Source organism: Arthrobacter sp. 2762 (assembly GCF_040548745.1).
In the GTDB taxonomy this organism is placed as follows: Bacteria; Actinomycetota; Actinomycetes; order Actinomycetales; family Micrococcaceae; genus Arthrobacter.
This window is the reverse complement of sequence record NZ_JBEPSI010000002.1, coordinates 16,101-42,381: the sequence shown is the minus strand read 5'-3', so window position 1 is coordinate 42,381 and position 26,281 is coordinate 16,101. Positions and strand designations below refer to the sequence as shown.

At 62.4% G+C, this 26,281-nt stretch carries 24 protein-coding genes; 15 read left to right on the top strand and 9 right to left on the bottom strand.

Annotated features, from left to right (window positions below; all coding sequences use genetic code 11):
* Nucleotides 1–33: 33 nt before the first annotated feature.
* From priA to ABIE18_RS04220, 3 genes are read left to right on the top strand one after another with little or no spacing between them, the layout of a single operon-like run.
* Nucleotides 34–777: a bifunctional 1-(5-phosphoribosyl)-5-((5-phosphoribosylamino)methylideneamino)imidazole-4-carboxamide isomerase/phosphoribosylanthranilate isomerase PriA gene (gene priA, locus ABIE18_RS04230; RefSeq protein ID WP_442005806.1), complete on the top strand. Its 744-nt coding sequence runs from the start codon at nt 34–36 to the stop codon at nt 775–777.
* Complete coding sequence (locus ABIE18_RS04225) at nt 777–1,706, top strand: SseB family protein (protein WP_499721414.1); 930 nt, start codon at nt 777–779, stop codon at nt 1,704–1,706. The genes priA and ABIE18_RS04225 overlap by 1 nt, the downstream gene beginning before the upstream one ends.
* 53 nt (nt 1,707–1,759) lie before the next feature.
* A complete protein-coding gene (locus ABIE18_RS04220; protein WP_499721413.1) occupies nt 1,760–3,064 on the top strand; it encodes an MFS transporter in 1,305 nt (434 codons plus the stop codon).
* A 104-nt stretch (nt 3,065–3,168) separates the two neighbouring features.
* Here the strand turns inward: ABIE18_RS04220 and ABIE18_RS04215 are convergent, their stop codons facing one another.
* Complete coding sequence (locus tag ABIE18_RS04215) at nt 3,169–3,573, bottom strand: DUF1844 domain-containing protein (protein ID WP_431119524.1); 405 nt, start codon at nt 3,571–3,573, stop codon at nt 3,169–3,171.
* Between the two features lie 229 nt (nt 3,574–3,802).
* Between ABIE18_RS04215 and infC the strand changes: the two genes are divergently transcribed.
* The 5 genes from infC to ABIE18_RS04190 all read left to right on the top strand — a co-directional run bounded on the left by infC (nt 3,803) and on the right by ABIE18_RS04190 (nt 8,091).
* Entirely contained in the window at nt 3,803–5,020 is a 1,218-nt protein-coding gene (infC, locus tag ABIE18_RS04210; RefSeq protein ID WP_499721412.1) for a translation initiation factor IF-3, read from the top strand.
* A 119-nt stretch (nt 5,021–5,139) separates the two neighbouring features.
* On the top strand, nt 5,140–5,334 hold the full coding sequence (gene rpmI, locus ABIE18_RS04205) for a 50S ribosomal protein L35 (RefSeq protein ID WP_059387794.1): 195 nt from the start codon (nt 5,140–5,142) through the stop codon (nt 5,332–5,334).
* 119 nt (nt 5,335–5,453) lie between these two features.
* The gene (gene rplT, locus ABIE18_RS04200; protein ID WP_499721410.1) at nt 5,454–6,134 is read left to right on the top strand and encodes a 50S ribosomal protein L20, sunset domain variant; all 681 of its coding nucleotides are present in this window, start codon (nt 5,454–5,456) and stop codon (nt 6,132–6,134) included.
* 26 nt (nt 6,135–6,160) lie between these two features.
* Nucleotides 6,161–7,081, top strand: a complete 921-nt coding sequence (locus ABIE18_RS04195; RefSeq protein WP_499721409.1) for a TrmH family RNA methyltransferase — start codon at nt 6,161–6,163, stop codon at nt 7,079–7,081.
* A 92-nt stretch (nt 7,082–7,173) separates the two neighbouring features.
* Nucleotides 7,174–8,091 (top strand): cation diffusion facilitator family transporter, encoded by a 918-nt coding sequence (locus ABIE18_RS04190; RefSeq protein ID WP_499721408.1) that lies wholly within the window; start codon nt 7,174–7,176, stop codon nt 8,089–8,091.
* Between the two features lie 92 nt (nt 8,092–8,183).
* Here the strand turns inward: ABIE18_RS04190 and ABIE18_RS04185 are convergent, their stop codons facing one another.
* Complete coding sequence (locus ABIE18_RS04185) at nt 8,184–9,395, bottom strand: MFS transporter (RefSeq protein ID WP_499721407.1); 1,212 nt, start codon at nt 9,393–9,395, stop codon at nt 8,184–8,186.
* Between the two features lie 133 nt (nt 9,396–9,528).
* Between ABIE18_RS04185 and ABIE18_RS04180 the strand changes: the two genes are divergently transcribed.
* A complete protein-coding gene (locus tag ABIE18_RS04180) occupies nt 9,529–9,963 on the top strand; it encodes a (deoxy)nucleoside triphosphate pyrophosphohydrolase (protein ID WP_499721406.1) in 435 nt (144 codons plus the stop codon).
* A gap of 27 nt (nt 9,964–9,990) precedes the next feature.
* On the opposite strand, the gene ABIE18_RS04175 is transcribed toward ABIE18_RS04180, so the two are convergent.
* Nucleotides 9,991–11,085, bottom strand: coding sequence for an Rv2578c family radical SAM protein (locus ABIE18_RS04175; protein ID WP_499721405.1), 1,095 nt, complete (start codon nt 11,083–11,085; stop codon nt 9,991–9,993).
* 77 nt (nt 11,086–11,162) lie between these two features.
* Between ABIE18_RS04175 and pcp the strand changes: the two genes are divergently transcribed.
* The gene (pcp, locus tag ABIE18_RS04170) at nt 11,163–11,810 is read left to right on the top strand and encodes a pyroglutamyl-peptidase I (RefSeq protein ID WP_499721404.1); all 648 of its coding nucleotides are present in this window, start codon (nt 11,163–11,165) and stop codon (nt 11,808–11,810) included.
* Here pcp and ABIE18_RS04165 read toward each other — a convergent pair.
* Together ABIE18_RS04165 and ABIE18_RS04160 are read right to left on the bottom strand one after the other, a co-directional pair.
* Nucleotides 11,779–12,411 (bottom strand): SIMPL domain-containing protein, encoded by a 633-nt coding sequence (locus ABIE18_RS04165; protein ID WP_499721403.1) that lies wholly within the window; start codon nt 12,409–12,411, stop codon nt 11,779–11,781. The two genes, pcp and ABIE18_RS04165, sit on opposite strands and share 32 nt — an antisense overlap.
* A complete protein-coding gene (locus ABIE18_RS04160) occupies nt 12,408–12,827 on the bottom strand; it encodes a hypothetical protein (protein WP_499721402.1) in 420 nt (139 codons plus the stop codon). Before ABIE18_RS04160 ends, ABIE18_RS04165 begins: the two co-directional genes overlap by 4 nt.
* Before the next feature lie 163 nt (nt 12,828–12,990).
* On the opposite strand from ABIE18_RS04160, the gene pheS reads away from it, so the two are divergent.
* The 5 genes from pheS to ABIE18_RS04135 all read left to right on the top strand — a co-directional run bounded on the left by pheS (nt 12,991) and on the right by ABIE18_RS04135 (nt 18,571).
* Nucleotides 12,991–14,052 carry a phenylalanine--tRNA ligase subunit alpha gene (gene pheS / locus ABIE18_RS04155; RefSeq protein ID WP_223936608.1) on the top strand — a complete coding sequence of 354 codons (1,062 nt, stop codon included), beginning with the start codon at nt 12,991–12,993 and terminating at the stop codon, nt 14,050–14,052.
* Between the two features lie 2 nt (nt 14,053–14,054).
* On the top strand, nt 14,055–16,598 hold the full coding sequence (gene pheT, locus ABIE18_RS04150) for a phenylalanine--tRNA ligase subunit beta (protein ID WP_499721401.1): 2,544 nt from the start codon (nt 14,055–14,057) through the stop codon (nt 16,596–16,598).
* Nucleotides 16,599–16,857: 259 nt separating this feature from the next.
* A complete protein-coding gene (locus ABIE18_RS04145) occupies nt 16,858–17,271 on the top strand; it encodes a hypothetical protein (protein ID WP_499721399.1) in 414 nt (137 codons plus the stop codon).
* Between the two features lie 11 nt (nt 17,272–17,282).
* On the top strand, nt 17,283–17,918 hold the full coding sequence (locus ABIE18_RS04140) for an ATP-binding cassette domain-containing protein (protein ID WP_499721397.1): 636 nt from the start codon (nt 17,283–17,285) through the stop codon (nt 17,916–17,918).
* A complete protein-coding gene (locus ABIE18_RS04135; RefSeq protein ID WP_499721396.1) occupies nt 17,918–18,571 on the top strand; it encodes a 4'-phosphopantetheinyl transferase family protein in 654 nt (217 codons plus the stop codon). The genes ABIE18_RS04140 and ABIE18_RS04135 overlap by 1 nt, the downstream gene beginning before the upstream one ends.
* Here ABIE18_RS04135 and ABIE18_RS04130 read toward each other — a convergent pair.
* The 4 genes from ABIE18_RS04130 to ABIE18_RS04115 all read right to left on the bottom strand — a co-directional run bounded on the left by ABIE18_RS04130 (nt 18,568) and on the right by ABIE18_RS04115 (nt 26,151).
* Nucleotides 18,568–19,908, bottom strand: coding sequence for a M1 family metallopeptidase (locus ABIE18_RS04130; protein ID WP_499721395.1), 1,341 nt, complete (start codon nt 19,906–19,908; stop codon nt 18,568–18,570). The two genes, ABIE18_RS04135 and ABIE18_RS04130, sit on opposite strands and share 4 nt — an antisense overlap.
* Before the next feature lie 13 nt (nt 19,909–19,921).
* Entirely contained in the window at nt 19,922–23,878 is a 3,957-nt protein-coding gene (locus tag ABIE18_RS04125; protein WP_499721393.1) for a Pls/PosA family non-ribosomal peptide synthetase, read from the bottom strand.
* Between the two features lie 133 nt (nt 23,879–24,011).
* Nucleotides 24,012–24,977 (bottom strand): quinone oxidoreductase family protein, encoded by a 966-nt coding sequence (locus ABIE18_RS04120; protein WP_499721391.1) that lies wholly within the window; start codon nt 24,975–24,977, stop codon nt 24,012–24,014.
* Nucleotides 24,978–25,062: 85 nt separating this feature from the next.
* Nucleotides 25,063–26,151, bottom strand: coding sequence for a fatty acid desaturase family protein (locus ABIE18_RS04115; protein WP_499721389.1), 1,089 nt, complete (start codon nt 26,149–26,151; stop codon nt 25,063–25,065).
* Nucleotides 26,152–26,281 lie beyond the last annotated feature (130 nt).

Here is a 26,281-nt window from a genome sequence, read left to right as displayed (position 1 = left end):
CGCCTCGCGTCCCCATCAACTCCTAGGACACACATGACCACCTCTGCCCAGTCCGTTCTGGAACTTCTCCCCGCTGTCGACATCGTTGATGGCCAGGCAGTCCGCCTGCTGCAAGGCGAGGCAGGCTCGGAAACCAGTTACGGAACGCCTCTGGAAGCCGCCCTGAACTGGCAGAACGCCGGTGCTGAGTGGGTGCACATGGTGGACCTCGACGCCGCTTTTGGCCGTGGGAACAACGCGGACCTCATCAGCGAGGTCGTCTCCCAGCTCAACGTCAAAGTTGAGTTGTCCGGCGGTCTGCGGGATGACGAGTCGCTGGAACGCGCCCTGGAATTGGGCGTGGAGCGGGTGAACCTCGGTACAGCAGCATTGGAGAACCCTGAATGGACACGGCGCGCCATTGACCGCTTCGGTGACAAGATCGCCGTCGGCCTCGATGTCCGTGGTACCACCCTGGCGGGTCGCGGCTGGACCAAAGAAGGCGGCGACCTCTGGGAAGTTCTTGCCCGCCTGGAGGACGCCGGCTGCGCACGCTACGTGGTCACCGACGTCACCAAAGACGGAACGCTGCAGGGCCCGAACGTTGACTTGCTGCGCCAGATGGTGCAGAAAACGGGCAAGCCCGTGGTGGCTTCAGGCGGTATCTCCAGCCTTGAGGATCTTCGCGTGCTCCGTGAACTCGTGCCCCTGGGCGTTGAGGGCGCGATTGTCGGCAAAGCCCTTTATGCAGGTGCTTTCACTCTGCCCGAAGCCCTGGATGTAGCCGGTCGTCGCTGATGGCTGCTTCACGTCCCACAGATTCCGGTCCGGAAAACCACCCGGAGCACCGCGATGCCGGACGACGCGAACTTCCAGGCCACATTGCCGCTGCCTTGGCTGGCGCCGGTGGTGCCACAGACTCGGCGGGGCAACCCTGGGAAGGCCGCAGCCTTAGTGGTGACGATGCCAGGATCCACAATTTCGAAGACGACGACGGCACGGCTGACTCCGGTTACCTCGCCGCCGTTGCTGCACTGCTGAATGGGACGGGCAGTGAGGCAGGGGTTGTAGCTTCACTCGCTACCGCCCGGGTCTTCGTTCCCGTGGTAGCCCAGCTCGCCGAGGAAGCCGAAGGTGTTGATGGGCTGCACGCGGACAAGCAGGCCGATATGGCATTAGTCACACTCAAGGCGCCTGATGGTCGGAAGGCAATGCCGGTCTTCACCACTGCCGCCGCTCTTGAAGCGTGGCATGCGCAGGCCCGTCCCGTAGCTGTTTATGCGGCAAGGGCGGCCCTTTCGGCCGTTTCCGAAGACGCACAATTGTTGGTGCTGGACCCCGGTTCAGCGTTCACCTTCGTGGTTCGGCGGCCAGCCATGTGGGCGTTGGCGCAGCAGCGGGACTGGACGCCGTCATACCTTGATGATCAACTGGAGTTTGCTCTCGCTTCACAGGCCGAGGCGTTTCCGGCAGTGCGCCGGCTCGAAACACAGACCGGTGGTGGCGTCGCTTCCCTGACTGCGGACGGCCGCATGGTCCCGGGCGGAGGCGCTGGCCCGGAACTGCGAATAGTGCTCTTCCTTGAGGACGGACTCGACGCCGCTGCCGTCCAATCGCTGGTGGCTGACCTGAACGAGGCGTGGGCGCAGGTGGAATCGTTTGCCGAGGGCGTCGATTCCATTGAAGTAAAACTGCAACGTGCGGCGCAGGAGCCTGGGCGGCACTAACGGCAGTACCCGTCCACCGGGGACTGCCCCGGGGGAACAAGAGGAATTAGCCCGTGAACTTCGCTCTCTACAAAGAGATGCTGTCCATCCGCCCTGTCCGGCGGCTCCTGCTGGTGGGCATGATCGCCCGCATTCCGCATTCGGCGGCTGGCGTGCTCCTGACGTTGCACATTGTCCTGTCGCTGGGGGAGGGGTATGCCGCCGCTGGCGCTGCTGCTGCCGTCATGACCATAGGGATTGCCTTGGGGGCGCCTTGGCGTGGTCGGCGCGTTGACATGGTGGGCCTGCGGAAAGCCCTGATCCCATCCGTCATCTCGGAAACAGTGATTTGGTCCATTGTTCCGCACGTCCCGTACGCCTGGTTGCTTCCCTTGGTCTTCGTGGGGGGCTTGTTCACGTTGCCGATCTTCAGCGTGGTCCGTCAATCTCTGGGTGTCATGGTGGACGGCGACCAGCGACGCTCGGCGTTTGCGCTCGATTCCATCGCTACTGAGCTCGTGTTCATGATTGGTCCCGCCGTTGGTGCGATCGTCGCCACGAGCGGCTTCTCGGCCGTGGGACTTACCGCGGTGGGAATTTCTGTCTCCGTGGCTGGCCTGTTTTTGATCTGGTTCAACCCTCCGACCCGCACCGATGCCAATTGCACTCCGGAGGAAGCCGCGGCACGGGCCGCCGCGGACCTTGCCGCTGCCGAGGCGGCCATGGTGGCCTCCGCACCGGGCCATGTGCAGGAGGCGGCGTCTGAGATGGCGCCGGCAGCCACGTCCCGCACAGCAGGACTTCGGAACCGCGTGGCCCGCAATTTCACGTGGTTTACGGTTTCCGTTGCGGCACTTTTCGCCGTAGCTGCGGGATCGGGGATGGTACTTAGCGGCTCGGACGTCAGTATTGTTGGCCTGTTGGAGCGCGGCGGCCACCAGAACGAGATTGGCATCGTCTTCTTCTTCTGGTGTGCGGCATCGGTTGTGGGTGGACTCATCTACGGAGCCATGAATCGCTCGGTCTCTCCCATGCTGCTGTTGTTGGGCATGGCCGCGCTCACCATCCCGATGGGTTTCGCACACGATACCTGGACGCTGGCGGTGCTCTCGATTCTCCCTGGCCTTCTTTGCGCTCCGGTGTTGTCGGCGTCATCGGAGAAGGTGGCGGACCTCGTAGATGAGGAACGCCGCGGCGAGGCCATGGGCTGGTACGGATCCGCGCTGACGGCCGGTATTGCCTTCGGCGCGCCCCTTGCCGGGATATTTATTGACACTGTTGGGCCGTCCGGAGGGTTTGCCTCCGTCGGTTCCGCAGGAGTCGTACTGTGCATCGCGGGATTCGCCCTCATGTCCAGGCGGCGCCGCGCCCGGGTGTAGCTCCAGCGCCGGTAAATCTTCAGTAATCGCACGGCATTAACGACGACGGCGGCCCGACCACATGTGGTCGGGCCGCCGTCGTATGTACTTGGGGCAGTTCCTGGCTAGTTCACCGGCCCGGTGAACTTCTCACCGGGTCCCTTGCCCGGTGCGTCGGGGATAAGGGAAGCTTCGCGGAAAGCCAACTGGAGGGAGCGCAGTCCATCACGCAAGGGCCCGGCATGCTGCGAGCCGATTTCGGGGGCAGCCGCCGTTACGAGGCCGGCCAATGCAGTGATGAGCTTGCGGGCCTCGTCAAGGTCTTTGAGGTCTTCTGCGTTGGGGTCATCGGCAAGGCCGACCTTCACAGCGGCGGCGCTCATCAGGTGGACCGCGCCGGTGGTGATGACTTCTACTGCCGGAACTTCCGCGATGTCACGGATCTGCTGGGATACCCCGGCATCGGCGGCGGGGGCTGTGGCGGTGTCCTCGGAGTAGGAGTTGCGCGAATTGCTGTCTTCAGTGCTCATACTGGTAAGCTTGTCATAGACCGACTGGAAGTCGTTATTCGCATTAAATGCTCCCGCCGCGTGCAATGTGCGCTTGGCGGGTTATTTCTGTAGAATTGATTTTCAGTTTGCAAGCGGAGTTCTCTCCCACCCGCGTCAGCCGTTTTCCCTTCGGGGAACAGGATTCCTTCACGGAACAAGAGGTTGCCGGGTACAGGTCGGACACACGGAGGCGTAGCCTCTGGAGTGCGTGCTTCTCTTCAAGGGAGCACACCCGATCCTTGAGGCCTTCGATTGCACCAGCAATTGGAGGCCTTCTCTATTTGCCGGTGAAACTCACCACAACCACAGGAGCTTTAACATTAGCGAGCCAAGAATCAATGAGCGTATCCGCGTCCCCGAGGTGCGGCTGGTCGGCCCTGCCGGCGAACAGGTAGGAATCGTCCGCATCGAGGACGCCCTGCGTCTTGCTGCCGAATCCGATCTCGATCTCGTTGAAGTTGCCCCGCAGGCTAAGCCTCCTGTTTGCAAGTTGATGGACTTCGGCAAGTACAAGTACGAAGCTGCCGTGAAGGCGCGTGAGGCCCGCAAGAACCAGACCAACACGGTTCTGAAGGAAATCCGTTTCCGCCTCAAGATCGACAAGCACGACTACGAAACCAAGCGCGGACACGCACTTCGCTTCCTCGGCGCCGGTGACAAGGTCAAGGCAATGATCCAGTTCCGTGGCCGCGAACAGCAGCGTCCGGAGATGGGCATCCGCCTGCTTCAGAAGTTTGCTGAAGACGTCGCCGAGGTAGGCATTGTTGAGTCCAGCCCGCGCATCGATGGCCGCAACATGGTCATGGTGATCGGTCCGCTGAAGAACAAGGCCGAAGCCAAGGCTGAAGCCCGGCGTGCAGCCCAGCGTGCCGAAGCCAAGGCCCAGAATGAGGCCAAGGCATCCGGACGCGTGGACACCACGGGTGACCAGGCTCCGCTGACGCAGACCTTGGGCGACCTTCTTCCGGCAGGCCTGCTGGCTTCCGAAGAAGAGCCTAAGCAGGAAGGTGTGAAGGCTTCCGAGGTTGAAGCACCCGTTGCCGAAGAGGCTCCGGTTGTTGAAGAAGCACCCGTAGCTGAAGAAGTTCCGGTTGTTGAAGAAGCACCCGTAGCTGAAGAGGCTCCGGCAGTCGAAGAGGCTCCCGTAGTCGAAGAGGCTCCGGTTGTTGAAGAAGCTCCGGTAGTCGAAGAAGCACCCGTGGTTGAGGAAGCCCCGGCTGTGAAGGCTCCACCGGCGGCGAAAGCCCCGGCCCCCAAGGCAGCCCCCGCACCGGCAGCTCCGAGGCCAGCTGTTCCGGCTGCTGCCCCGAAGCCTGCAGTTCCTTCGGCTCCGAAGCCCGTCGCCAAGCCGGCAGCTCCCAAGCCGGCAGCTCGGCCCGCAGCCCCCAAGGCTGGGCCCAAGCCTGCATCACGCAAGACCAACTAGTTCAACGCCGCGGCGGCCCTGGCCTCCAACGGCAAGCAACCAGCACGCCGGCCCTTGTAGGCCGGCTGCACGAAAGAACTGCGGACTTTGTCCGTGGACACGTAAGGAGATCGGTTCCCATGCCGAAGATGAAGACCCACAGCGGTGCTAAGAAGCGCTTCAAGCTGACCGGCACCGGCAAGCTGAAGCGTCAGCAGGCCAACCGCCGCCACTACCTGGAGCACAAGTCCTCCACACTGACCCGTCGCCTCGCCGGCGACAAGATCGTCTTCAAGGGCGATGCCAAGGTCATCAAGAAGATGCTCGGCGTCTAAGTTCCAAGTTCTTTGGTTGCTGCCATCCGGTAGCGGCCGACTACACCAAAAGCCTTCTCAGGCCGGCCGGATTTCCGGCAGTAGCAGCTTGGGATAAAGATTTCTGAAGGAGTACGCACGTGGCACGTGTGAAGCGGGCGGTAAACGCCCACAAGAAGCGCCGGGTTATCCTCGAACGCGCCAAGGGTTACCGCGGTCAGCGTTCGCGCCTGTACCGCAAGGCCAAAGAGCAGCTGCTGCACTCGTTTGTGTACAGCTACGGCGACCGCCGCAAGAAAAAGGGCGACTTCCGTCGCCTCTGGATCCAGCGCATCAACGCTGCATCCCGCGCCAACGGCCTCACCTACAACCGCCTGATCCAGGGCCTGAAGGCCGCTGAGGTTGAGGTTGACCGCCGCATGCTGGCCGAACTGGCTGTTTCGGACGCCAACGCATTCGCCGCACTGGTGAACATTGCCAAGGCTGCCCTCCCGGCCGACACGTCTGCTCCGGCTGCCAAGGCCGAGGCTGCAGCTCCGAAGGCTGCCAAGGTTGCTCCGGCTGCTGCTACCGCAACGGCTGTCATGGCTTCTGTCTCTGAGAAGCCGGCCATCGATGGTGCTATCGCTGCCGTTGAGGGCGAAGGTGCTCCGGAAGGCCACGCCATCAAGGGCAACGCCGAGTCCAAGAAGTACCACGTACCGGGTTCCACCTGGTACGAGAACACCGCTGCTGAATACTGGTTCTCCACGGTTGAGGCTGCAAAAGCTGCTGGCTTCGAGCCGGCCGGCGGCGAAGCCCGCCAGCAGATCAAGAACTAGTCGCAACTGCCACTAAAGTTCTTTATATGAACCAAACCGGGCGCCCGCAAGACTTTCCGATGACCAACCCCCGAGCAGATCGGGTGAGGGACGTCGCCAAGCTTGCCGGGCGCCCGGCCCGTTTAAAGCGCGGCCGTTTCCTGGCTGAGGGTCCACAGGCGGTTCGCGAGGCTTTGACCCTTCACCGGGAGCGCACTGCGGCAGGGCGTTCCGCCGTCGTGCATGAAGTCTTTGCGAGCGAGGCCTGCCTGGAGCGGCTCCCGGAACTGGCGGACCTTGCAGAAGGAACACAGCTTCGACTGGCCAGCGACGACGTCCTGGCCGCCATGGCGGACACCGTCAACCCGCAGGGCATTGTTGCCGTGTGTAGTTTTGTGGATGTCAGCCTCGAATCAGTGCTCGACGCCGGTCCTCGCCTTATTGCGGTTATGTGCCAGGTTCGGGACCCGGGCAACGCAGGCACCGTTTTGCGCGCGGCCGACGCTGCAGGTGCCGACGCTGTGATCCTGACGGGGTCCAGCGTGGACATCTACAACCCCAAGGCGGTACGGTCCACGGCCGGTTCGTTGTTCCACCTGCCAGTGGTCCTGGGGGCTGATGTTGAAGATCTCGTAGCGCGCTTCCGGGAACAGGGAATAGGGGTCCTGGCTGCCGACGGCTACGGGACGGTAAACCTGGACCAACTCCAGGACGAGAATGCTGCCCGCAGGCTCGGAAACGGCGACGTGGCCTCTGACTATGCCCTTGAAGCACCCACAGCATGGTTGTTCGGGAACGAAGCTCAAGGGCTGTCCGATGCCGAACTGGCACTCGCGGATCACCGCGTAGCCGTGCCTGTCTATGGCGCAGCCGAGAGCTTGAATCTGGGTACAGCGGCCACCGTTTGCCTCTATGCAAGCGCCCGTTCGCAGCAGGGCGCCCGGGTCCGGAATGTAGAAATAGCCTGACGCCCGGTACGGTATTTCTTGCAAGATCGTCACGATGACGACTCTTCCTGGCCCATTCCAAACTTTCCCAAAACCGAAGAGGTGAAGCTTTCGTGGCTGCAAGTGGCGGTACCAAAGCGATCGTGGCGGCCCTCGCCGCGAACCTGACCATCGCTGTCCTGAAGTTCGTTGCATTCGTCCTGACGATGTCATCGTCCATGCTCGCTGAGGCCATTCACTCGGTAGCTGACTCCGGCAACCAGATCCTTCTCCTGGTAGGTGGCAAGCGCGCACAGCGTGCGGCAAGCCCCGAGCACCCCTTTGGCTACGGCCGTGAACGGTACATCTACGCGTTCATCGTTTCCATCGTCTTGTTCAGCGTGGGTGGCCTCTTCGCCCTGTACGAAGCGTGGGAGAAGTTCCAGCACCCGCACGGCATCGAAGGCGACTTCTGGTGGGTGCCGTTGGCCGTCCTGATTGGCGCCATCGTTGCCGAGTCATTCTCCTTCCGAACCGCCATCGTGGAATCGAACCATATCCGGGGCAAGCAGACGTGGGCCAAGTTCATCCGCAACGCCAAGCAGCCCGAGCTGCCGGTCATCCTCCTGGAAGACTTCGGCGCCTTGCTGGGCCTGGTGTTCGCGCTCTTCGGTGTCAGCATGACCCTCGTAACCGGCGATGGCATCTGGGACGCCTTCGGTACAGCCATGATCGGCCTGCTGCTTGTCGCCATAGCCGTCATCCTTGCGGTCGAGACCAAATCGCTCCTGCTGGGTGAGTCGGCCACTAAAGACGACGTCGCACGCATCACCGAGGCGCTGCAGGCGGATGGCACCCGGATCATCCATCTCAAGACCATGCACCTGGGGCCGGAAGAACTGCTGGTTGCCGCCAAGATCACCATGGGTGCCGCCGATACCGGTCAAGCAATTGCCCGGGTGATTGACGACGCCGAGCAACGGATCCGGGCGGCCGTTCCGATTGCGCGGGTCATCTATCTTGAACCCGATGTAGAGCGCGTACAGGCTTAGTCAGGTCAGCATTAACCAAAGATGGGCTCTTCAAACTGAAGAGCCCATCTTTTTTGCAGCGGCATCCAGCAGGTGGATGACGCTCTAGCGGTTCATGAGGTAGCCAACGGCCTCTTGCGTTCCAGCAGGCCGCTGATGATGGCGACTCCCAGGCCGAGAATGGCGAGGACGGCACCCACGAGGGCCGGAGCCACGTAGCCCCAGCCCCAGGCGATCACGGTACCGCCGAGGAAGGCGCCCAGTGCGTTGGCAATGTTGAGGGCGGAGTGGTTCAGGGACGAAGCGAGCGAGGCTGCGCCTGGAGCAGCATCCAGGAGACGAGTCTGCAACGCTGGCGTGAGCATGGAGCCTATGCCACCAACGACGAAGGCCATGATGAAGGCGGACCAAGCCCAGTGGGCTGCGATGGCGTAAACCACCAGTGCTGCGGCGATGCCCGGCATGACCCAGTAGATGGTGCCCATGACCGACTTGTCCGCGATGCGGCCACCGATGATGTTGCCCGCAACCATGCCTAGCCCGTAGAGCGCCACCACTGCCGGAATGAGGCTTTCGGGTATGCCTGCCACGCCCGTCATGGTGTGCGCGATGTAGGTGTAGACGGCGAAGAACCCACCAAAGCCAATGATGCCGATCAGCAAAGCAAGCCATACCTGAAGCCGTTTGAGGGCACCGAGTTCGCGCCGAATACTGGCCTCAGGGTGCGCCGCTTCGAAGGGGACGAATTTCCAGACCATGACCACGGTCAGCAGGCCTATGGCCCCCACGATGATGAACAGAAGGCGCCAGCCAAAGGTCTGCCCCACCCAGGTGGCCAGAGGCACGCCGATGACGTTGGAGACCGTGAGGCCTGCCATCACCATGGAGATGGCCCAACCCCGTTTTGTGGGTGCCACCAAGCCGGCAGCGATGACAGCAGCCACACCGAAGAATGCTCCATGGGGGAGGCCGGAAGCGAAGCGGGAGAGCAGCATCAAACCGTAGTCGGGCGCAATGAAAGAGGTCAGGTTGGCGATGGAGAGGAACAGCATCAAACCCAGCGCCAGGTGCTTCCTGGGAAGTTTAGCTCCGAATGCAGCGAAGATGGGCGCTCCGATGACAACGCCCAAGGCATAGGCGGAGATGAGGTTGCCAGCCTCGGGAGTGCTGATGCCCAATCCTTCCTCAATTTCCTTGAGAAGACCCATCATGGCGAACTCGGTGGTGCCGATGGCGAACCCGCCCGTGGCCAGCGCGAGGATAGCCAAGCCTAGGTGGCGCCTTGCTTTTTTGGCGACGGCGGGTGGGGACACAGTGATAGTCATGAGCCTGCTTCGTGAGGTGCCTTGAGGGCCGGGAAAAGGTGGAGAAAATCCGATAACAAGCTTAGTCCCGTGACAGTGTCTTGACGTCGCTATGTGACGATGCCCATGATTCCCACACCCATAGACTGTTTCAGTGACTGGACTGATAAACGTGGTGGGCGCCGCCGTCGTCGACTCCCTGGATGCCCCGGCCCGACTCCTCGTAGCACGTCGGACTGCGCCCCCGCAGTTCGCCGGAATGTGGGAATTTCCCGGCGGCAAAGTAGAGGAGGGCGAGTCGGCCGAAGCTGCCCTTCATCGGGAGCTTGCGGAGGAGTTGGGAGTTAATGTTCGGCTCGGGCCGGAGCTGGAGTCCGGTGAGGCCGAGGGGTGGCCCCTCAATGAGCGCGCGGCAATGCGTGTCTGGTTGGCGGAACTCGCTGAAGGCACACCTCGTGCCCTTGAGGATCACGACGAGCTGCGTTGGGTATCCCTGGTTGATGACGAAGAAGCTCTTGGCCTTGCCTGGATCCCGGCTGACTTCCCTATAGTCCGGGCGTTGCTGGAACGCGTGACTGCACGGGCCTAGCTGCCGTTACTGCAGTGGCCCAGCGGCTCAGAAAAGTGGTTCCTGCCCTGGCAACGGCGTACCAACCGCAGGCTCCGTGCCCGAGGCTGGAGTGGTGGCTGGCCGGGCATTGCGGTGGCTGAAGCCTTGCGTTCCGGTAAAGCCATGCTTGGCTTTGAAGTGATTGATCCTGGCCGACAACCAGGAGCGGTACTCTTTTGACGCATACGATCGCTGCCCGTACAGGCGACGGTACCGTCCTGCAAGTTCGGGATGGTGGGCGGCGAGCCACTTCATGTACCACTCACGTGTACCGGGCTTGAGGTATAGGGCTCCTGCAGTGACGCCCGTGGCGCCGGCCTTGGAGAGTTCCGAGAACAAGGACTCAAGGGCTTCGTCTGAATCCGTGAGCCAAGGCAGGATGGGCATGGCCATGACTCCGCAACCCAGACCTGCCTCACGTAGCCGCGCAATGAGCTTGAGGCGGGCTCTCGGCGAGGGGGTGCCGGGCTCAACAATCTCGGCAAGGTCCTCGTTGGTCATGGCCAGTGAGATGCCCAGGTCCACTGGGACCTGGGTCGCCGCGTGCTTGAGCAGGGGAATGTCCCGGGCAAGCAACGTGCCTTTGGTCAGGATGGAAAACGGTGTGCCGGAATCGGCGAGGGCCCGGATGATCCCTGGCATCAGCGCGTATCGGCCTTCGGCCCGCTGGTAGGGGTCTGTGTTGGTTCCGAGGGCAACCTGGTGCCGTTCCCACGATGGTTTGGCCAGTTCCTTCCGAAGGACCTCCGCCGCGTTGATCTTCACTACCACCTGGGAGTCGAAGTCGCGTCCGGCGTCGAACTCCAGGTAGGTGTGCGTCTTCCGGGCAAAGCAATAGACGCAGGCATGGCTGCAGCCCCTGTAGGGATTTACGGTCCATTCGAAAGGCATGTTGGAACCGGAAGGCACCTTGTTGAGCACTGACTTTGCGGTGACCTCATGGAAGGTGACTCCGGAGAATTCGGGTGTTGAGATGGAACGCACAAGCCCGGCCAGCGGCAGCAGGGCGTCCATGGCCGGGGCAGGGCCAGGTGCCATACTGTCAAGGCTTTCGGACGCCGATCCATGCGTTGGCGAAAGTGCTTGTGCGTCCCATCTCATGCACTCCATTCGAATGTATGTTCGAACGAATGTCAAGGACTACGAATGCCGATTCCGGACATTGCTAAGGTTGGCCCATGATTCTGCTGACTGGCTTCGAACCGTTTGGCGAAGAGAACGTCAACCCTTCCTGGCAGGCTGTCCTGCGCGCTCGCGACATCCTTCGTTCGGAGGGGCAGAAGGTGGAAGCTTTAGAGCTGCCCTGCGTGTTCGGTGAAGCGGCGACCCTCCTGCTGGCCGCCGTCGAAACCCTGACGCCGGGCGTCGTGGTGTGCACTGGATTGGCGGGAGGGCGGGAAAGGGTCTCCCTGGAGCGTGTAGCCATCAATTGCGATGACGCCCGCATCCCGGATAACAAGGGCAAGCAGCCCATCGACGAGGAAGTGGTTCCTGGCGGCCCGGCTGCTTACTTCTCGACGTTGCCGATCAAAGCCGCGCTACGGAACCTGCAGATCGAAGGCATCAAGGGTGAGATCTCACAGTCTGCAGGAACCTATGTCTGCAACCACGTGTTCTATGCGCTGATGCATGCCCTCGCAACCAAAGACGGCATCCGGGGAGGATTTGTCCATCTTCCCTACCTTCCAGAGCAGGTACCCGAGGGGAGCGCGACGCCGTCCATGCCGCTTGAGGCCATGGCTGCTGGCATCGCAGTGGTGGTGCGGACGGCAGTCCAGGCGCCGGTGGATGGACCTAAGGCTTCAAGAGTTCCCATTCCACAGTGACGCTTGCCGCTACGGACGACTCGCCGGCCTGGATGGGAAGTCCTTCAGCAGCAGAGGCCCTGACGAGTCCACCCATCGGAATGGGGGAGCCCGGCAGAGGTTGCTGGGAAATGGAAACCACCGAGCCCAGCCGGACGGACGCCAAGGACGCGTACTGCTCCGCCCGATGGAGCGCGTCCTGCCATGCCGCCTCCTGCGCCTGGCTCGTGACCGCAGAGGCATCTGCAAAGCCTTGCTCTATCCCGTTGATCCGGATGTCGTCCCCACCGGCGGCCACCGCCGCAGCAATGGTGGCAGGCGCTTCCGTTGGCGAGCGGATGCCGACGCGCACATTGGTGGACGCCACATAGGCAGCGACCTTCTGTCCCTGCCCCTCCACCCACACCAGGTCTGCTCGAAGGTTTAAGCCGCTGGTGTGCAGATCTGCATCCTGCACGCCAGCCGCACGCAAACTGGCGGCGACGGCGGCCGCTGCCTTGCCGGCGTCGTCATATGCCTTGGATGCAGTCTCCCTTCGCGTCTCGACGCCCAAAGTCAGTGTCACCAGGTCCGGAACTGCCTTGGCGCTCGCCGTTCCCGTGACGGTAATGGTGCGTTTCATGCTTCGGCCTCGATTCGATGGTCAATGTAGCCGCCCGCTGCGAGTCCAGCCTGCCGTTCAAAGAAATTCCTCGACGCCGGATTGCCAGCACGCAGCATGGACCAGCCGGCGGCGACACCGTAGAAAACAAGGAATGGCAACCCCAGGCAGTAGGCGTACTGAGTGCTGTGCCGTTCCTCGTGGGCAAGGAGCAGCTCGTTGCGTCCTGCCACGCCGTGGGCTGCGCGGTAGAGGATGACGTTCCCCACCGTAAACGCCCCGGCGTGTGGAAGCTTCCACGCATACCCTGCTGCTATCAGCAGTCCCCGGGGCCCACGCGAAATGCGCGATCGGGACCTCCGCGCGACCAACAGCCCCAACGGTGTGGTCAGGTTCAGGATGTTGGCAACTTGCCGTAAACGCTGCCCGGGAGTCATGAAGCCATGCTAGACCCGTGGCGCACATAAACCCGGGGTTAAATGGCGCCTGTGAGCTTCAACTAGACTGAAGGGTAGTGCCTGCCGTCCGTGGTGAGCACTGCCCTTTCGTTTTGCAGGCCAGCCATGCCGGCCGCTCCCGACTCGTAGCTAAGAACAGTAGATGACTGACACTTTGCCAGGCGCTGCCATCCCGAATCCGCTGGATGAAGCCGCCATCAACGCCGCCGTTGAGGATGCGATCGCCGCGATTGCGGCTGCCTCCTCCCTCGAAGAACTCAAGGCTGTCCGCCTCGCCCACACCGGAGAGAAGTCGCCCCTGAGCCTGGCCAACCGTGAAATCGGTGGCCTCGCCAAGGAGCACAAGGCTGCCGCCGGAAAGCTCATGGGATCCTCGCGCGGCCGGGTCAACCAAGCGCTCGCAGCCCGGACCGAAGTCCTGGAAGCCGAGAACGACGCCCGGATCCTCGTGGAGGAAACCGTTGATGTCACGGCTGCTCCGCGTCGACGCCGGGCGGGAGCGCGTCATCCGCTGTCCACGCTGCAGGACCGTGTTTCGGACATCTTCGTCGGCATGGGCTGGGAAATTGCCGAAGGCCCTGAGGTCGAGTCCGAGTGGTTCAACTTTGACGCCCTGAACTTCAAGCCGGACCACCCGGCCCGTGAAATGCAGGACACGTTCTTCGTGGAGCCTCCCGAGGCACACCTGCTCATGCGTACGCACACGTCTCCGGTGCAGGTGCGTTCCATGCTGGAGCGAGAAGTTCCCATCTACGTGCTGTGCCCGGGCAAGGTGTTCCGCACGGATGAACTCGATGCAACGCACACGCCTGTCTTCCACCAGTTCGAAGGTCTGGCGATCGATAAGAACCTGAGCATGGCCGACCTCCGTGGAACGCTGGAGCACTTCGCCCGCCAGATGTTTGGCGACGAAGCCTCCATTCGCCTGCGCCCGAACTACTTCCCGTTCACCGAGCCCTCTGCTGAGCTGGACATCTGGCACCCCGGTGCCAAGGGTGGTCCCCGCTGGATCGAATGGGGTGGCTGCGGCATGGTCAACCCCAACGTCCTCCGGGCTGCCGGCATCGATCCGGACGTCTATTCAGGTTTTGCCTTCGGCATGGGCATCGAGCGCACGCTCATGTTCCGCAACGAGGTCGGCGATATGCGCGACATGATCGAGGGCGATGTACGTTTCAGCGAGCACTTCGGGATGGAGATCTAACAGTGCGTATCCCACTTTCCTGGCTGCGTGAATTTGCGCAGGTTCCGGCCGATGCTACGGCCGAAGATGTCATGGCGGACCTGGTCAAGGTCGGTTTTGAAGAAGAAGAAGTCCACCGTCCCACGGATGAACTCACGGGTCCCATTGTGGTTGGCCAGGTGCTGAGCTTGGTCAAGGAACCGCAATCCAATGGCAAGACCATCAACTGGTGCCAGGTCCGTGTTGTCCCTGAAGGGCAGGAACAGACCCTGACGGGCGAGGGAATCGATCCCTCCGGCGTGCAGGGCATCATTTGTGGTGCCCACAACTTCGTGGAAGGCGACAAAGTTGTTGTCACGCTTCCCGGGGCTGTGCTGCCCGGAAACTTCCGGATTTCGGCGCGGAAGACTTACGGTCACCTGTCTGCGGGCATGATCGCTTCCGTCCGCGAACTGGGCATCGGCGATGACCATGATGGAATCCTGGTCCTCTCACGGATCGGGCTGGATCCGGAAATCGGCACGGACGCGATGAAACTCCTTGGGCTCTATGACCAGGCTGCAGAAATCAACGTCACCCCGGACCGCGGCTACGCCTTCTCCATCCGTGGTGTGGCACGTGAGTACGCCCACGCAACCGGGACGTCCTTCGTGGATCCAGCCTCCAAGGTCAACGCGCCGGCGGGTCTGCAGGGCGGGTACGGCGTCAAGCTCAATGACGACGCCCCGATCTACGGCAAGCCTGGCTGCGATCGCTTTGTTGCCCGCACTGTCCGTGGCGTGGACGCTTCGCGTCCCACGCCGCCGTGGATGTCCGCACGTCTCCGTCTGGCTGGTGTGCGCTCCATTTCACTTCCGGTTGACATCTCCAACTACGTCATGCTTGAGCTCGGGCAACCGAACCACTGCTACGACCTGGACAAGCTTGCGGGCGACATCGTGGTTCGCCGTGCCGTGGCGGGGGAGAAGATCACCACGCTCGACGACAAGGAACGCACGCTCGACGTCGAGGACCTGCTGATCACTGACGACTCCGGAGCCATCGGTATCGCCGGTGTTATGGGCGGTGCCCACACTGAGGTTTCCGATTCCACCACGAACATCCTGGTGGAAGCCGCACACTTCGACGAAGTATCGATTGCCCGTTCCCGTCGCCGCCATAAACTTCCGTCCGAAGCATCCAAGCGCTTCGAGCGGGGGGTCGACTGGCACGTTGCGAACATCGCCGCGCAGCGCGTGGTGGACCTCTTGGTTGAACTCGCTGGTGGCACCGCTGACGAGACCGGTACCGACGTCGGAACCGCTCCTGACGCCGTCACCATTGAACTGCCCGCAGAGTTCGCTGCCGCCCGTATCGGTATCGACTTCACAGAAGAGCAGATCACTACGTCCTTGGTGGATCTTGGTGCTGCGGTGGAAAAGACCGCCTCCGGCTATCTGGTGACGGCTCCCAGCTGGCGCAATGACCTCGAAACCAAGGAGGACCTCTCCGAGGAAATAGCCCGCCTGGTTGGTTATGACAACATTCCGGCAACACTGCCCGTGGCGCCTCCGGGCCGTGGTCTGAGCCGCAGCCAGCAGCAGAAGCGCCGCGTCGTGCAGGCACTGGCTGATGCCGGATTGACGGAGGTCTTGTCCTACCCGTTCGTCTCCAAGGCATCCAACGACACCTTCGGCGTTGCCATTGAGGGCCAGGCGCGTCCCGCGCTGAAGCTGGCCAACCCCATCAGCGAGGAACACGGTTACCTTCGTACCTCGATCCTGCCGGGCCTGATTGAGGTGGCACGCCGCAACCACTCCCGCGGTTTCCGCGACCTCGCCGTGTACGAGGCCGGCTCGGTCTTCCTCCCGGGCGAGCAGTTGGGCACGGATTCCATCCCGCCGCTGGGCGTCAAGCCTGCCGATGAGGTACTGGATGCGCTGTACGACGGCGTCCCGCACCAGCCGCTGCACATCGCGGCTGTCTTGACTGGCCACGATTCTCCAGCTGCTGCGACGCACACTCCGCGTGCCTGGGACTGGGCCGATGCTTTGGATGTCGCCCGGCTTATCGCAGATGTACTCGGCGTTGAGCTTGTCGTCAGCCAGGGAAGCCACCAGGCATTCCATCCCGGACGTGCCGCACAGCTCGCGCTGCGGTCAGGCGACGTGGTGGGCTACGCCGGCGAACTGCACCCGAAGCTCCTTGCAGCCCACGACATGCCGGCACGCTCCGTGGCGGTTGAGGTCAACGTGGAGGCGCTCTTCGAAGCTGCCGCCGATGTCATTGTCGCCAAGCACATCTCCGGATTCCCGGTGGCCACCCAGGACGTGGCCCTGGTTGTTCCGCAGGACGTGCCGGCTGACCAGGTGCTTGCCGCGTTGCGTGAAGGTGCCGGCGAACTCCTCGAAGACGTCGCGTTGTTCGACGTCTATGTCGGCCCGGGCATCGAGGAAGGCAAGAAGTCTCTGGCATTCGGCCTCCGCTTCCGTGCTGCTGACCGCACGCTGACCGCAGACGAAGCTTCGGAGGCCCGCGCCGCAGCCGTATCCGTAGCAACGGAACGGTTCGGAGCAGTCCAGCGCTGATCCACCCGCTGTGAGCGAGATCCCCGGAACCTGAGGGTTCCGGGGATCTTTTCTTTAGAGAGGTTTGTCTTTGGCGCAACTATGCCTGGGTCTGGGTCGAAGGCCGCCAGGTTCCAGATATCGGGCTGTGCAGGCCACGTAACCTTTGCTTCCTTACCATATTGGCTGGTTGTAGCAACCGTGAAACCTTAAGAAATATTTGAAAAGGCGCATCACGATTTCACCCTAAGTGACACTAATGCGGATTAAGGAGCGGGACATGGGTGCGGAAGTCCTGTCGATTGACCGCATAGCCGACTTGCGTCTTTATGACGCCCAGTCGAAGCAACGCAACGCTCAACTCGGCGCAGGGGCCATCGCTCTCGCTGTACTTGCGCTCGTTATGTGCGTGAGCGTAACCGCTTGGATCTTCGCGCTTCTTCGGCGACGTCGCTGGTTCGTACAACACACAGCCGGGAAATCGTGGGGTTCAATCCTCCTGCCGAGACTGTTGTGGGAAACAACTACCTCTTTGTTGTTCGGCGCCGTCATGGCCCTGTCGTTCGCAGCACCAGATCCTTCAAGCATTGGGATTTCCGGATTTGCCCCGCTGGTCTACCTTGCCGTCGCATGGTTCCTGCATCAATGGGCGGCAACGACGACGTTCCGCACGACACTCGCACGAAGAGGATAAATCATATGCAATTGAGCGCCGACCGTGTTTCGGTTGTTATCGATGGAAAGGCCGTTTTGAACTCTGCTTCCGTGAAGGCGGAGCCAGGCCGCATGCTCGTACTTGCCGGGAAGAGCGGCAGCGGTAAGACGACGCTCTTGAATGTTCTTGGCCTGTTGGGTCGAGTCGGGACGGGCAGCGTAGTAGTCGGCGGTCAGGACGCCACCAACTGGAACGATGCCCGGCGCCGCCGGTTTTGGCGGGACCACATCGCTTTCGTCTTTCAGGACTACGGGCTCATTGAAGAGGCCAGTGTTGACTACAACGTGACGGTCGGGCGTAGGGGTCTTTTCGGGCTGCGTCAGCCAGAGCTCGATCGAGTGGAGCAGATCCTCGACCACGTCCTGCTTTCGAACCGGGGGAAGGAGCAGACAGCCCGGCTAAGTGGTGGTGAGAAGCAACGCGTTGGATTGGCCCGAGCGATGTTCCGCGGGGCAGATGTAGTCCTTGCCGACGAACCAACAGCGTCGTTGGATAGAAAGAATCGTGAATTAGTGATCAACTTCCTCATAGAAGAGGCCCGGCGCGGTGCAACGGTCGTCGTAGCCACCCACGATGAGGATCTCATGGCAGCAGGCGACGACCTCGTCCGTCTAGGTAGGGCGTGATGCAGAACCCTGTGTTCGAGCTGCTCAGGCTCGACGAACTGCTTGTTGCGGGCGCCCGCCTTCAGGAGCTGGGGCGGCCAGCCTTGGAACGGGCGCGCCGTTTCGCCAGTGCCAATGATCGGGAAGAATTCATTGGCGGCCGGTTCGCCCTTCTGCACTTCGCCGCATCGCTCCTCGACGTGGATCCCGCCCGGCTCGTGCCCGAATACAGCTGCCCGCAGTGCGGACCAGGCCAAGACCACGGCCGGCCCGGTTTCATGCTCGACGGCGCCCCTGCGCCTCTGGTTTTGAGCGCTTCACGGGCGTCGGGCTGGGTGTTGCTGGCCGGCGTCGTGCATCCACCCGAGGGCGCCCGGCTGGGCGTGGACCTTGAAGCGACTGATCATGCAGCGTTCGAAGGCTTTGATGATGTTGCCCTGACCGCAGGGGAGAAGCACTTCCTGATGACTGTGCTGGAAAATCAACAGGCCGTGCAGCGCGCACGCTTGTGGGCGCGCAAGGAAGCCTGGTTGAAAATGACCGGGGAGGGCCTGCGCCGCAACCCGGCAGAGCTCGATGTTCTGGACCGGCCCGGCCTATGCGATATCACCAGCATGCATGAAAGCGGCCAGGAACTGCCGGATGGGCTCGTGGCGGCGGTAGCGATTTCCTAGGCTTGGGGCAAAGGCGGGAGGGTCGTTTCGTAGAGCCAGGGCTGCAGCAGTGCGGCGGCGTCGAACCCCGGGATGAACGAATCAACCGCTTCGATGAAGGACGCTGTGGAAATGGAGCCGTGCCGGTTCCGCTCCGTCCAATGCTGCAGGAGCCCGAAGAACGCTTCGTCCCCGGCTGCCAGTCGGACGGCGTGGACAGCAAGGGCGCCGCGCTTGTACACGCGGTCATCGAACATCAGCTCCGGACCGGGGTCGCCAACCAGCAGGTCCTGCGGCCCGGCGTCGAGCTTTTTCCAAGCAGCCAAGGCACGTGCCGCAACTGGCATGGTTCCGGACTCCTCGGACCACAACCACTCGGCGTAGCAGGCGAATCCCTCGTGGAGCCAGATGTCCTTCCAATTGCTGACGGTCAGGGAGTTGCCAAACCACTGGTGAGACAATTCATGGGCGATCAATCGTTGGGCCTCCCACGTGCCGCGCATGTGATTGCGGCCAAAAATGGAGACGGTCTGTGCCTCCAACGGAATTTCCAACTCATCTTCGGTGACAACCGAGGTGTAATCGGTGAACGGGTAGGGGCCGAAGCAGTCCTCGAAGGTCTTCATCATGTCGGGCTGGCGTTGAAGCCCCTGGCGGGCGTCGTCAGCCATGTCTGCGGTGACCGCGGCGAACTGTGGGACCCGATGGTGGGTGTCTGCCGGGTTGAGCGGGACCATGACATAACGGCCGATCTGCATCGTGGCGAGATATGTGGCCATGGGCTCGGAATGTTCATAGACCCAGGTCTCGCGGCTTGATTTTCGTGATCTGGACACCAACTGGCCGTTGCACACCGGCCGGTAATTGTCATCCGTGGTCACTGAAATCCGGAACGAGGATTTGCTGCGGGGATGATCGTTGCAAGGAAACCACGACGCAGCGCCGTTGGGCTGGCCGGCCACCAGGACGCCGTCATTCAGTTCTTCCCAGCCAACCTCGCCCCACAAGCCACGGCGCGGTTGCGGATTGCCCTCATAGCGGATCTCGAGGACGAACGGCTGACCGGCCTTCAAGGGCGACGCAGTGGTGACCACGAGGTGTTCGGCCCGTTGGCTGAACCTTTGGACCTTCCTGCCATCCATCTGGATTTTGGACGCCCGCAGGCCCACCAGGTCCAGGATCATCTGGGAAGCCGGCTCCAGGGCAGTGCAGCGGAGGATCGCTTTTCCGATCAGCTTGTTACTGCCGAGCCTGACATCGAGATCCAATTCATACCGATCCACACGGTAGCTCGTGCTGCCGTGGTCCAGGGTATAGGGGTCAGCAGGGGTCACAAGTTTGGTGATCGGTTCTGTCATGATCTGCCCCAATCTACTTGAGCCGCGCGGCCAGTGCCGCAGGACCCTCCCAAGGGCTCACCGGATTTCCCATCCAGTATGTTCCGGCCGGCACGGTTTCGCCGCGCATGACCAACGACGCCGGCCCAACAGTTCCGCCGTTCCCGATGCTGGCCGCGGGGAGGATAACGCCGTGTGGTCCCATCGTGGCACCATTTCCCAACGTGACGGTATCCAAGCTCATCACCCTGTCGTGGAAAAGATGTGTTTGGACAACGCAGCCCCGGTTGACGGTGGAGTTCTCTCCAAGTGTCACGAGGTCAGCCTCAGGAAGCCAATAGCTTTCACACCACGTTCCCCGCCCGATTTTCGCCCCGAGGCCGCGAAGCCACCACACCAGGGCCGGAGTGCCTGCCGCCGAACGGGCGAACCAGGGTGCACTCACCATCTCAATGAAGGTGTCCACTACCTCGTTCCGCCAAATGAACGAACTCCAGAGTGGGTGCTCGCCGGCTCGGATGGCACCCACCAGGACCCACTTGGCAATGATGGAACTGAACGCGGCCACGGCGCCGGCTGCCAAAACCACAACACCGCCGAGCAGGGCCGCCACCCAATAACCCCAGCCCCGTGCGATCCAATCCAAAGCCAGCATGACGCCGGCTGCGATAGCCACTGTGAGGATGACCGGGACAAGCCGGCAGGCCTCCCAGAGTGCTCTGGCAACTTTGAGTTTCAGGGGCGGCTGGAACGTGCGGGTCTGGTCGGCGTCGACGGCAGTGCGGCGCAGCCTGACAGGTGGGCTGCCCAGCCAGGAGGTCCCTGATTTTGCTTTTGCTGGCGTTGCGGACAGCACCGCCACGAGCGAATTCTTGGGCACGTTCCGTCCAGCTGCCGTCATCCCGGAGTTGCCCAGGAATGAGCGTTTTCCGATCTTGGCAGGGGCAATCCTCATCCAGCCGCCGCCGAGTTCATAGGATGCGACCATGGTGTCGTCCGCGAGGAAAGCACCATCGCCGATGGTGGTCATCCTGGGCACCAACAGCACGGTTGATGCCTCTACGTTCTTGCCCACTTTTGCTCCCAGCAGTCGTAGCCATAGTGGAGTGAACAGGCTCGCGTAGATGGGAAAGAGCAGGTCCCTCGCCATGTCCAGCAACCGCTCGGTGGCCCAAACCTGCCAGCCAATGCGGCTTCGGACCCGGTAGTAGCCTTCCTTCAACCCCAGGCCAAGGAGCCGCGCCACGGCCAGGATGAGGATGAGGTTGCCGAAGAACCAGACGAGGGCTGCAAGAGGCAGCGCCAGGGCAACCCGAGGAACTGCAGTCTCCAGGGAGTCGTGGCCCCGGATGAAAGCAAGGACCACCATCGCGCCCGCGAAAGCTGAGACGTAGGGGATCAATGCCAGCAATGCAGACGCAGCAGCGAAGGCGGAGAACCAGAGCCGGTCCATCAGGGAACGCCGGCTGCTGGGCTCAGGCCAGTCGTGTTTTGCTTTTCCGCGGCGTCGGGCCGGGGAGCCGGCCACGAGGTGCCCGGCCTTCACCTTGCCCAGCACGGCAGACCCTGCTTCAACGTGTGCGCCAGCGCCGATGGTGGCACCAGGCATGAGCGTACTTCGGGAGCCCACCACTGCTCCTGCTCCAACATGGATTTGGCCGATGTGGACAGAATCGCCGTCCACCCACCAGCCGGAGAGATCCACCTCGGGCTCAATGTTGGCCCCTGTTCCCAAGGACAGCAGGCCGGTGACCGGCGGCAATGAATGCAGATGGACGTCCCTTCCGATCTTTGCCCCGAGGGCCCGTGCGTAGTAGGGCACGAAGGGTGCGCTGGCCAGACCAATGGCACCGGAGAGGTCCTGTACTTGCTCTGCCAGCCAAAGCCGCAGGTGCGTCTTGCCGGACCGCGGATATGTTCCTGGCTCAACCTTGCCCAACAGGATGCGGGCAGCCACCACCGAGATAACCATGCGTCCCAGCGGACTCACAAAAACCAGCCACGAAGCCCCGATCCACCACCAGGAAACAACGGGGGCTGCGGTGAACCCAGCGAAATCGGCCAAAAGCCTGTTGGCAGCCATGAGGTAGGTCAACCACCGCATTCCGACCAGGATGTGCAGTGGTATTCCCATGAGCACCTGGAAGAGCTGTGACTTAAAGGCTGTGGGCCGTACGGTGCGCTCCGCAGCGGGACCGGGCATGCCGCCGTCGGGAAGAGACTGCCGCGCAGTATCTATGAGCGCGCCCACCCGCGGTGTCGCGTAGATGTCCGCCACCGTGATGATCGGGTAGCGGACACGCAAAGCGGAAACAAGCTGTGCAGCGGCCAATGAGCCGCCACCGTACGCGAAGAAGTCCGCGTCAAGGGAGCTCACAGGGCTGCCGAGGACCGACTCCCACTGCTCCACAATCCATCGGGCGTCGTCCGGCAGATTCAGCGGTGCTTTGCTTGCCTCCTTTGCTCCGGCGCCAGCAAGAGGCCATGGAAGCGAATGACGGTCCACTTTGCCGCTGGTCTTTGTCGGCAACGAAGCAACAACCGTCAGCAGGGGGACCAACGCTGCCGGCAGGCTCTCGCCCAACTGTCTACGTGCTTCGTCCAGGTCCAGTACGCAGCCCTCGGTGGGCGCCAGGTAACCGACAAGAATTTGGTTACCTGCCGCCGTCGTTTGCACCGCGGCGGCCGCACCTCCCACCCCAGGCAGCGACTGCAGTGCGGCATCGACTTCGCCCAGTTCGATCCGTCGGCCACCCAGCTTGACCTGTTCATCGGCCCTCCCGATGAAGACCAGCCCCTCGGCCTCGAAGCGCACAAGGTCCCCGGACCGGTAGGCGCGTTCCCAGCCCAGGGTCGGCATGGCTGCGTACTTCTCAGCGTCCTTGCCGGGATCAAGGTACCGGGCCAGCCCGACTCCGCCGATGATTAATTCCCCAATTTCGCCTTCGGCCACGGGAACGCCGGCGGAATTGACGACGGCGAGGTCCCAGCCGTCCAGCGGCAGTCCGATCCGAACCGGGCCAGGTCCGCCCAGGGGAGCCGCGCAGGCGACCACCGTGGCCTCGGTGGGCCCGTAGGTGTTCCAGACTTCACGGCCGTCGATGGCGAGCCGTTCGGCGAGTTCAGGCGGGCAGGCCTCGCCACCAAAGATGAGGAGACGCACATTCTCAAGGGCTTCGGCTGGCCACAAAGCAGCAAGGGTGGGCACCGTGGAAACAATGGTGATGCCATGGTTGATGAGCCATGGGCCCAGATCCATGCCGGTCCGAACAAGGGCGCGTGGAGCCGGCACCAGGCAAGCCCCGTGCCTCCAGGCCAGCCACATCTCCTCACAGGAAGCATCGAACGCGACCGATAGGCCAGCCAGGACCCTGTCCTGCGGGCCGATGGGATCTCCTTGCAGGAAGAGACGGGCTTCGGCGTCCACAAAAGCGGCCGAGGAGTGGTGCCTGACGGCCACGCCTTTCGGCGTGCCAGTGGAACCCGAGGTGAAGATGATCCACGAGTCATCATCCAGCCCAGGTTTCTGCAGCTCCGTGACAGCCTCCCGTGCCTCGACTGCCAGCTCAACGGCCAGACCGGCCCCAATCACGGCGGCCACCTTTGCTTCGCCAAAAACCAGCCGGGCGCGCTCCTCGGGGTCGTCGGCATCCACGGGGACGTAGGCTGCCCCGGCCATGAGGATTCCCAGGATGGCGACGTAGAGATCACTGGTGCCTGAAGGGATGCGGACGCCGATCTTGTCCCCTCGGCCAAGACCAGCGGCGTTCAGGACCCGCGCGAACGCGCGGACTGCTCCAAGCAGTTCGGTGTAGCTCAGTGACTTCCGGCCATCGTCCAGTGCCGAGGACTCCGCAAAAGCGGCTGCGGTCGCTTCGAGGATATCCACCAGAGTCCGCTGGGCCGGTGCTGCAGACGCGCCCGGAAACTGGGGGCCGTAGCTGGCCAAGGCATGTATGTTCCCGGCCACGGCAGATTGTTCTGTGCTCACGCAGTCAGCTTTGCCCAGAAAGGTGAACAAAAGGTGTCGGACGCTTCCTGCCTGTCACCGTTTGTTGCACAGATGTTCGCTTTGCCGTTACAGCTGCCCGGCCCACTGGAGGTTCATTCGTTAAGCGGGGCGATCAGGGAAGCAGGAGGACTTTCCCCGTGGTGAGGCGCCCTTCAAGGTCCCTGTGCGCCTGCGCCGCTTCGGCCAAGGGGTAGGTAGCGCCGACTCGAACCGCCAGCGTACCGTTCGCTGCGGCCTCAAAGATCTCAGCTGAACGCCAACGCCGCTCGTGGGTGTTCTGGACGAAATGGCCCATCGTGGGGCGGGTCAATGACAGGGACCCGCCGGAGTTCAGGCGTTGGGGATCGAACGGGGGGACGGGCCCTGAAGCGGCGCCGAAAAGCACCATGGCACCCCTGATGCGCAGGCTTCGCAGGGAGTCGTCGAACGTATCCTTGCCCACGCCGTCGTACACCACGTTGACGCCCTCGCCGTCGGTGAGTTCGCGGACCTTGTCCGCGAAGCCTTCATAGCGCAGGACTTCGTCGGCGCCGGCGAGCTTGGAGAGGTCGGCCTTTTCGTCGGAAGAAACCGTGGTGATGACCCTTGCGCCACGTGCCTTCAACAGTTGGGTCAGGAGCAGTCCCACACCACCGGCTCCCGCGTGCAGCAGCACCGTGTGCCCGGGTTCCACACGGAAGGAGGAGTTCATCAGGTAGTGGGCGGTGATTCCCTGCAGCGGCAGGGCAGCGGCAGTGTGATCGTCGACGCCGGCCGGCACGGGGAGCGCCTTTGAAGCGTCCACAAGTGCGTAGTCAGCGTAGGTCCTGGAGCCTTCGGCCGTGGCAATCCTGTCACCTACCGAGAAGTCCTCGACGCCCTCACCGATTGCTTCAATCGTTCCGGCGGCTTCCGCGCCGGGTGTGAAGGGGTAGGCAACCTTGTAGGTGCCGCGGCGCTGGTAGGTTTCGATGAAATTGACCCCGGCAGCTGCGACTTTGAGCAGCAGCTGCCCGGGACCTGGTACGGGTGGCTCCACGGAGGCGTATTCGAGGACTTCAGGTCCTCCGGGCTCCTTGGCAACAATGGCGTGCGTCATGGCGGCTCCTTACTCCGGGACGGTCCTTCCGGTGCCCGGTTCCAGAACCCATCCTATGAAGGATGCCGCCTTTGGTTGTGGAGGCCTAGAAGCGTCCGTGCGTCGAAGCCACGGGGCAGTCGAAGCCACGTCCAGCTGCCAGGCCTACCTCGTTGAGGTAGCTGACTACTATCCCATAGGACTGAATCAGCGTGGTTTCCGTGTATGGGATGGAGTGCTTCGTGCAGAACTCGCGGACGATCCCTGCGGCCTTGTGAAGCTGGGGCCGGGCCATGTCAGGGAACAAGTGGTGTTCCACCTGACGGTTCAGCCCGCCCAACAGGAAGTCCATGAACCGTCCGCCTGAGATGTTGCGGGAGGTAAGGATCTGGCGGTTGAGGAAGTCGACGCGGCTGTCCTTGGGAAGGACCGGCATGCCCTTGTGGTTGGGGGCAAACGAAGCACCCATGTAAAAGCCGTAGACCATGATTTGGACACCGAGGAACGCAAACGCCATACCGATGGGCAGGAAGGTGAAGGCAAGGACCGGAAGTGCGGTAAGACGGGCAACCAGGATAGGCGTCTCCACCCAGCGGTGGCGTACCTTCTGCTTGCCGAAGACAAAGCGAAGAGAGTCGAACTGCAGGCTCAGGCCAAGGAGTGTGAGGAGCGGGAAAAAGAACCAGCCCTGTTTCTTGGTCAGGAAGGCAAGGCGTCCCTTGCGTTCGGCGGCTGCATCTTCATAGAAGACCAGCGCGTTGTTCCGGATGTCAGGGTCCTTGGAAATGACATTGGGATGGTTGTGGTGGGCACCGTGCTTTTGCTCCCACCAGGAGTAGCTGATGCCTGCGATTCCTGTTGCCAGGAGGCGGGCTGACCAATCGTTGGCACGACGCGAAGCGAAGATCTGCTTGTGTCCGGCCTCGTGGGCCAGGAAGCTCAACTGTGTACAGAAGATACCCACGGCGGCGGCGATCAGGAGCTGGAACCAGGAATCACCCAAGAGGGCGAAGCCTGTCCAGGTGGCGGCCATGAGGATCATGAGGGCTACGAAAAGCCAGATGTAGAACCCGCTGCGCCGTTCGAGGAGACCGGCAGCTTTCACGCTCTTAAGGAGCTCCGAATAGCTTTGAACAACGGGGTTTGGCTGAATTGCGCGTGTCTTGGGGCGCTCAGCGGTGGACGTGGGTGCCATATATGTGCCCCGTATCGCTAACGGGCAACGCTGCAGCCGACGTTCGGACTGCACGGTCTGGATCACCCTCCACTAAGCATACGCCGTCGGCACTAACCTATGTGACGCCGTGCACTTACCAGAAGACGGC

Coding starts and splice junctions, on each gene's coding strand:
- priA (WP_442005806.1), top strand. CDS start 34: ATGACCACCTCTGCCCAGTCCGTTCTGGAACTTCTCCCCGCTGTCGAC.
- pheS (WP_223936608.1), top strand. CDS start 12,991: ATGACTGACACTTTGCCAGGCGCTGCCATCCCGAATCCGCTGGATGAA.
- ABIE18_RS04195 (WP_499721409.1), top strand. CDS start 6,161: ATGAACCAAACCGGGCGCCCGCAAGACTTTCCGATGACCAACCCCCGA.
- ABIE18_RS04225 (WP_499721414.1), top strand. CDS start 777: ATGGCTGCTTCACGTCCCACAGATTCCGGTCCGGAAAACCACCCGGAG.
- ABIE18_RS04175 (WP_499721405.1), bottom strand. CDS start 11,085: ATGAGATGGGACGCACAAGCACTTTCGCCAACGCATGGATCGGCGTCC.
- ABIE18_RS04115 (WP_499721389.1), bottom strand. CDS start 26,151: ATGGCACCCACGTCCACCGCTGAGCGCCCCAAGACACGCGCAATTCAG.
- ABIE18_RS04185 (WP_499721407.1), bottom strand. CDS start 9,395: ATGACTATCACTGTGTCCCCACCCGCCGTCGCCAAAAAAGCAAGGCGC.
- ABIE18_RS04215 (WP_431119524.1), bottom strand. CDS start 3,573: ATGAGCACTGAAGACAGCAATTCGCGCAACTCCTACTCCGAGGACACC.
- ABIE18_RS04120 (WP_499721391.1), bottom strand. CDS start 24,977: ATGACGCACGCCATTGTTGCCAAGGAGCCCGGAGGACCTGAAGTCCTC.
- ABIE18_RS04165 (WP_499721403.1), bottom strand. CDS start 12,411: ATGAAACGCACCATTACCGTCACGGGAACGGCGAGCGCCAAGGCAGTT.
- rpmI (WP_059387794.1), top strand. CDS start 5,140: ATGCCGAAGATGAAGACCCACAGCGGTGCTAAGAAGCGCTTCAAGCTG.
- ABIE18_RS04130 (WP_499721395.1), bottom strand. CDS start 19,908: ATGACAGAACCGATCACCAAACTTGTGACCCCTGCTGACCCCTATACC.
- ABIE18_RS04160 (WP_499721402.1), bottom strand. CDS start 12,827: ATGACTCCCGGGCAGCGTTTACGGCAAGTTGCCAACATCCTGAACCTG.
- ABIE18_RS04145 (WP_499721399.1), top strand. CDS start 16,858: ATGGGTGCGGAAGTCCTGTCGATTGACCGCATAGCCGACTTGCGTCTT.
- pcp (WP_499721404.1), top strand. CDS start 11,163: ATGATTCTGCTGACTGGCTTCGAACCGTTTGGCGAAGAGAACGTCAAC.
- ABIE18_RS04135 (WP_499721396.1), top strand. CDS start 17,918: ATGCAGAACCCTGTGTTCGAGCTGCTCAGGCTCGACGAACTGCTTGTT.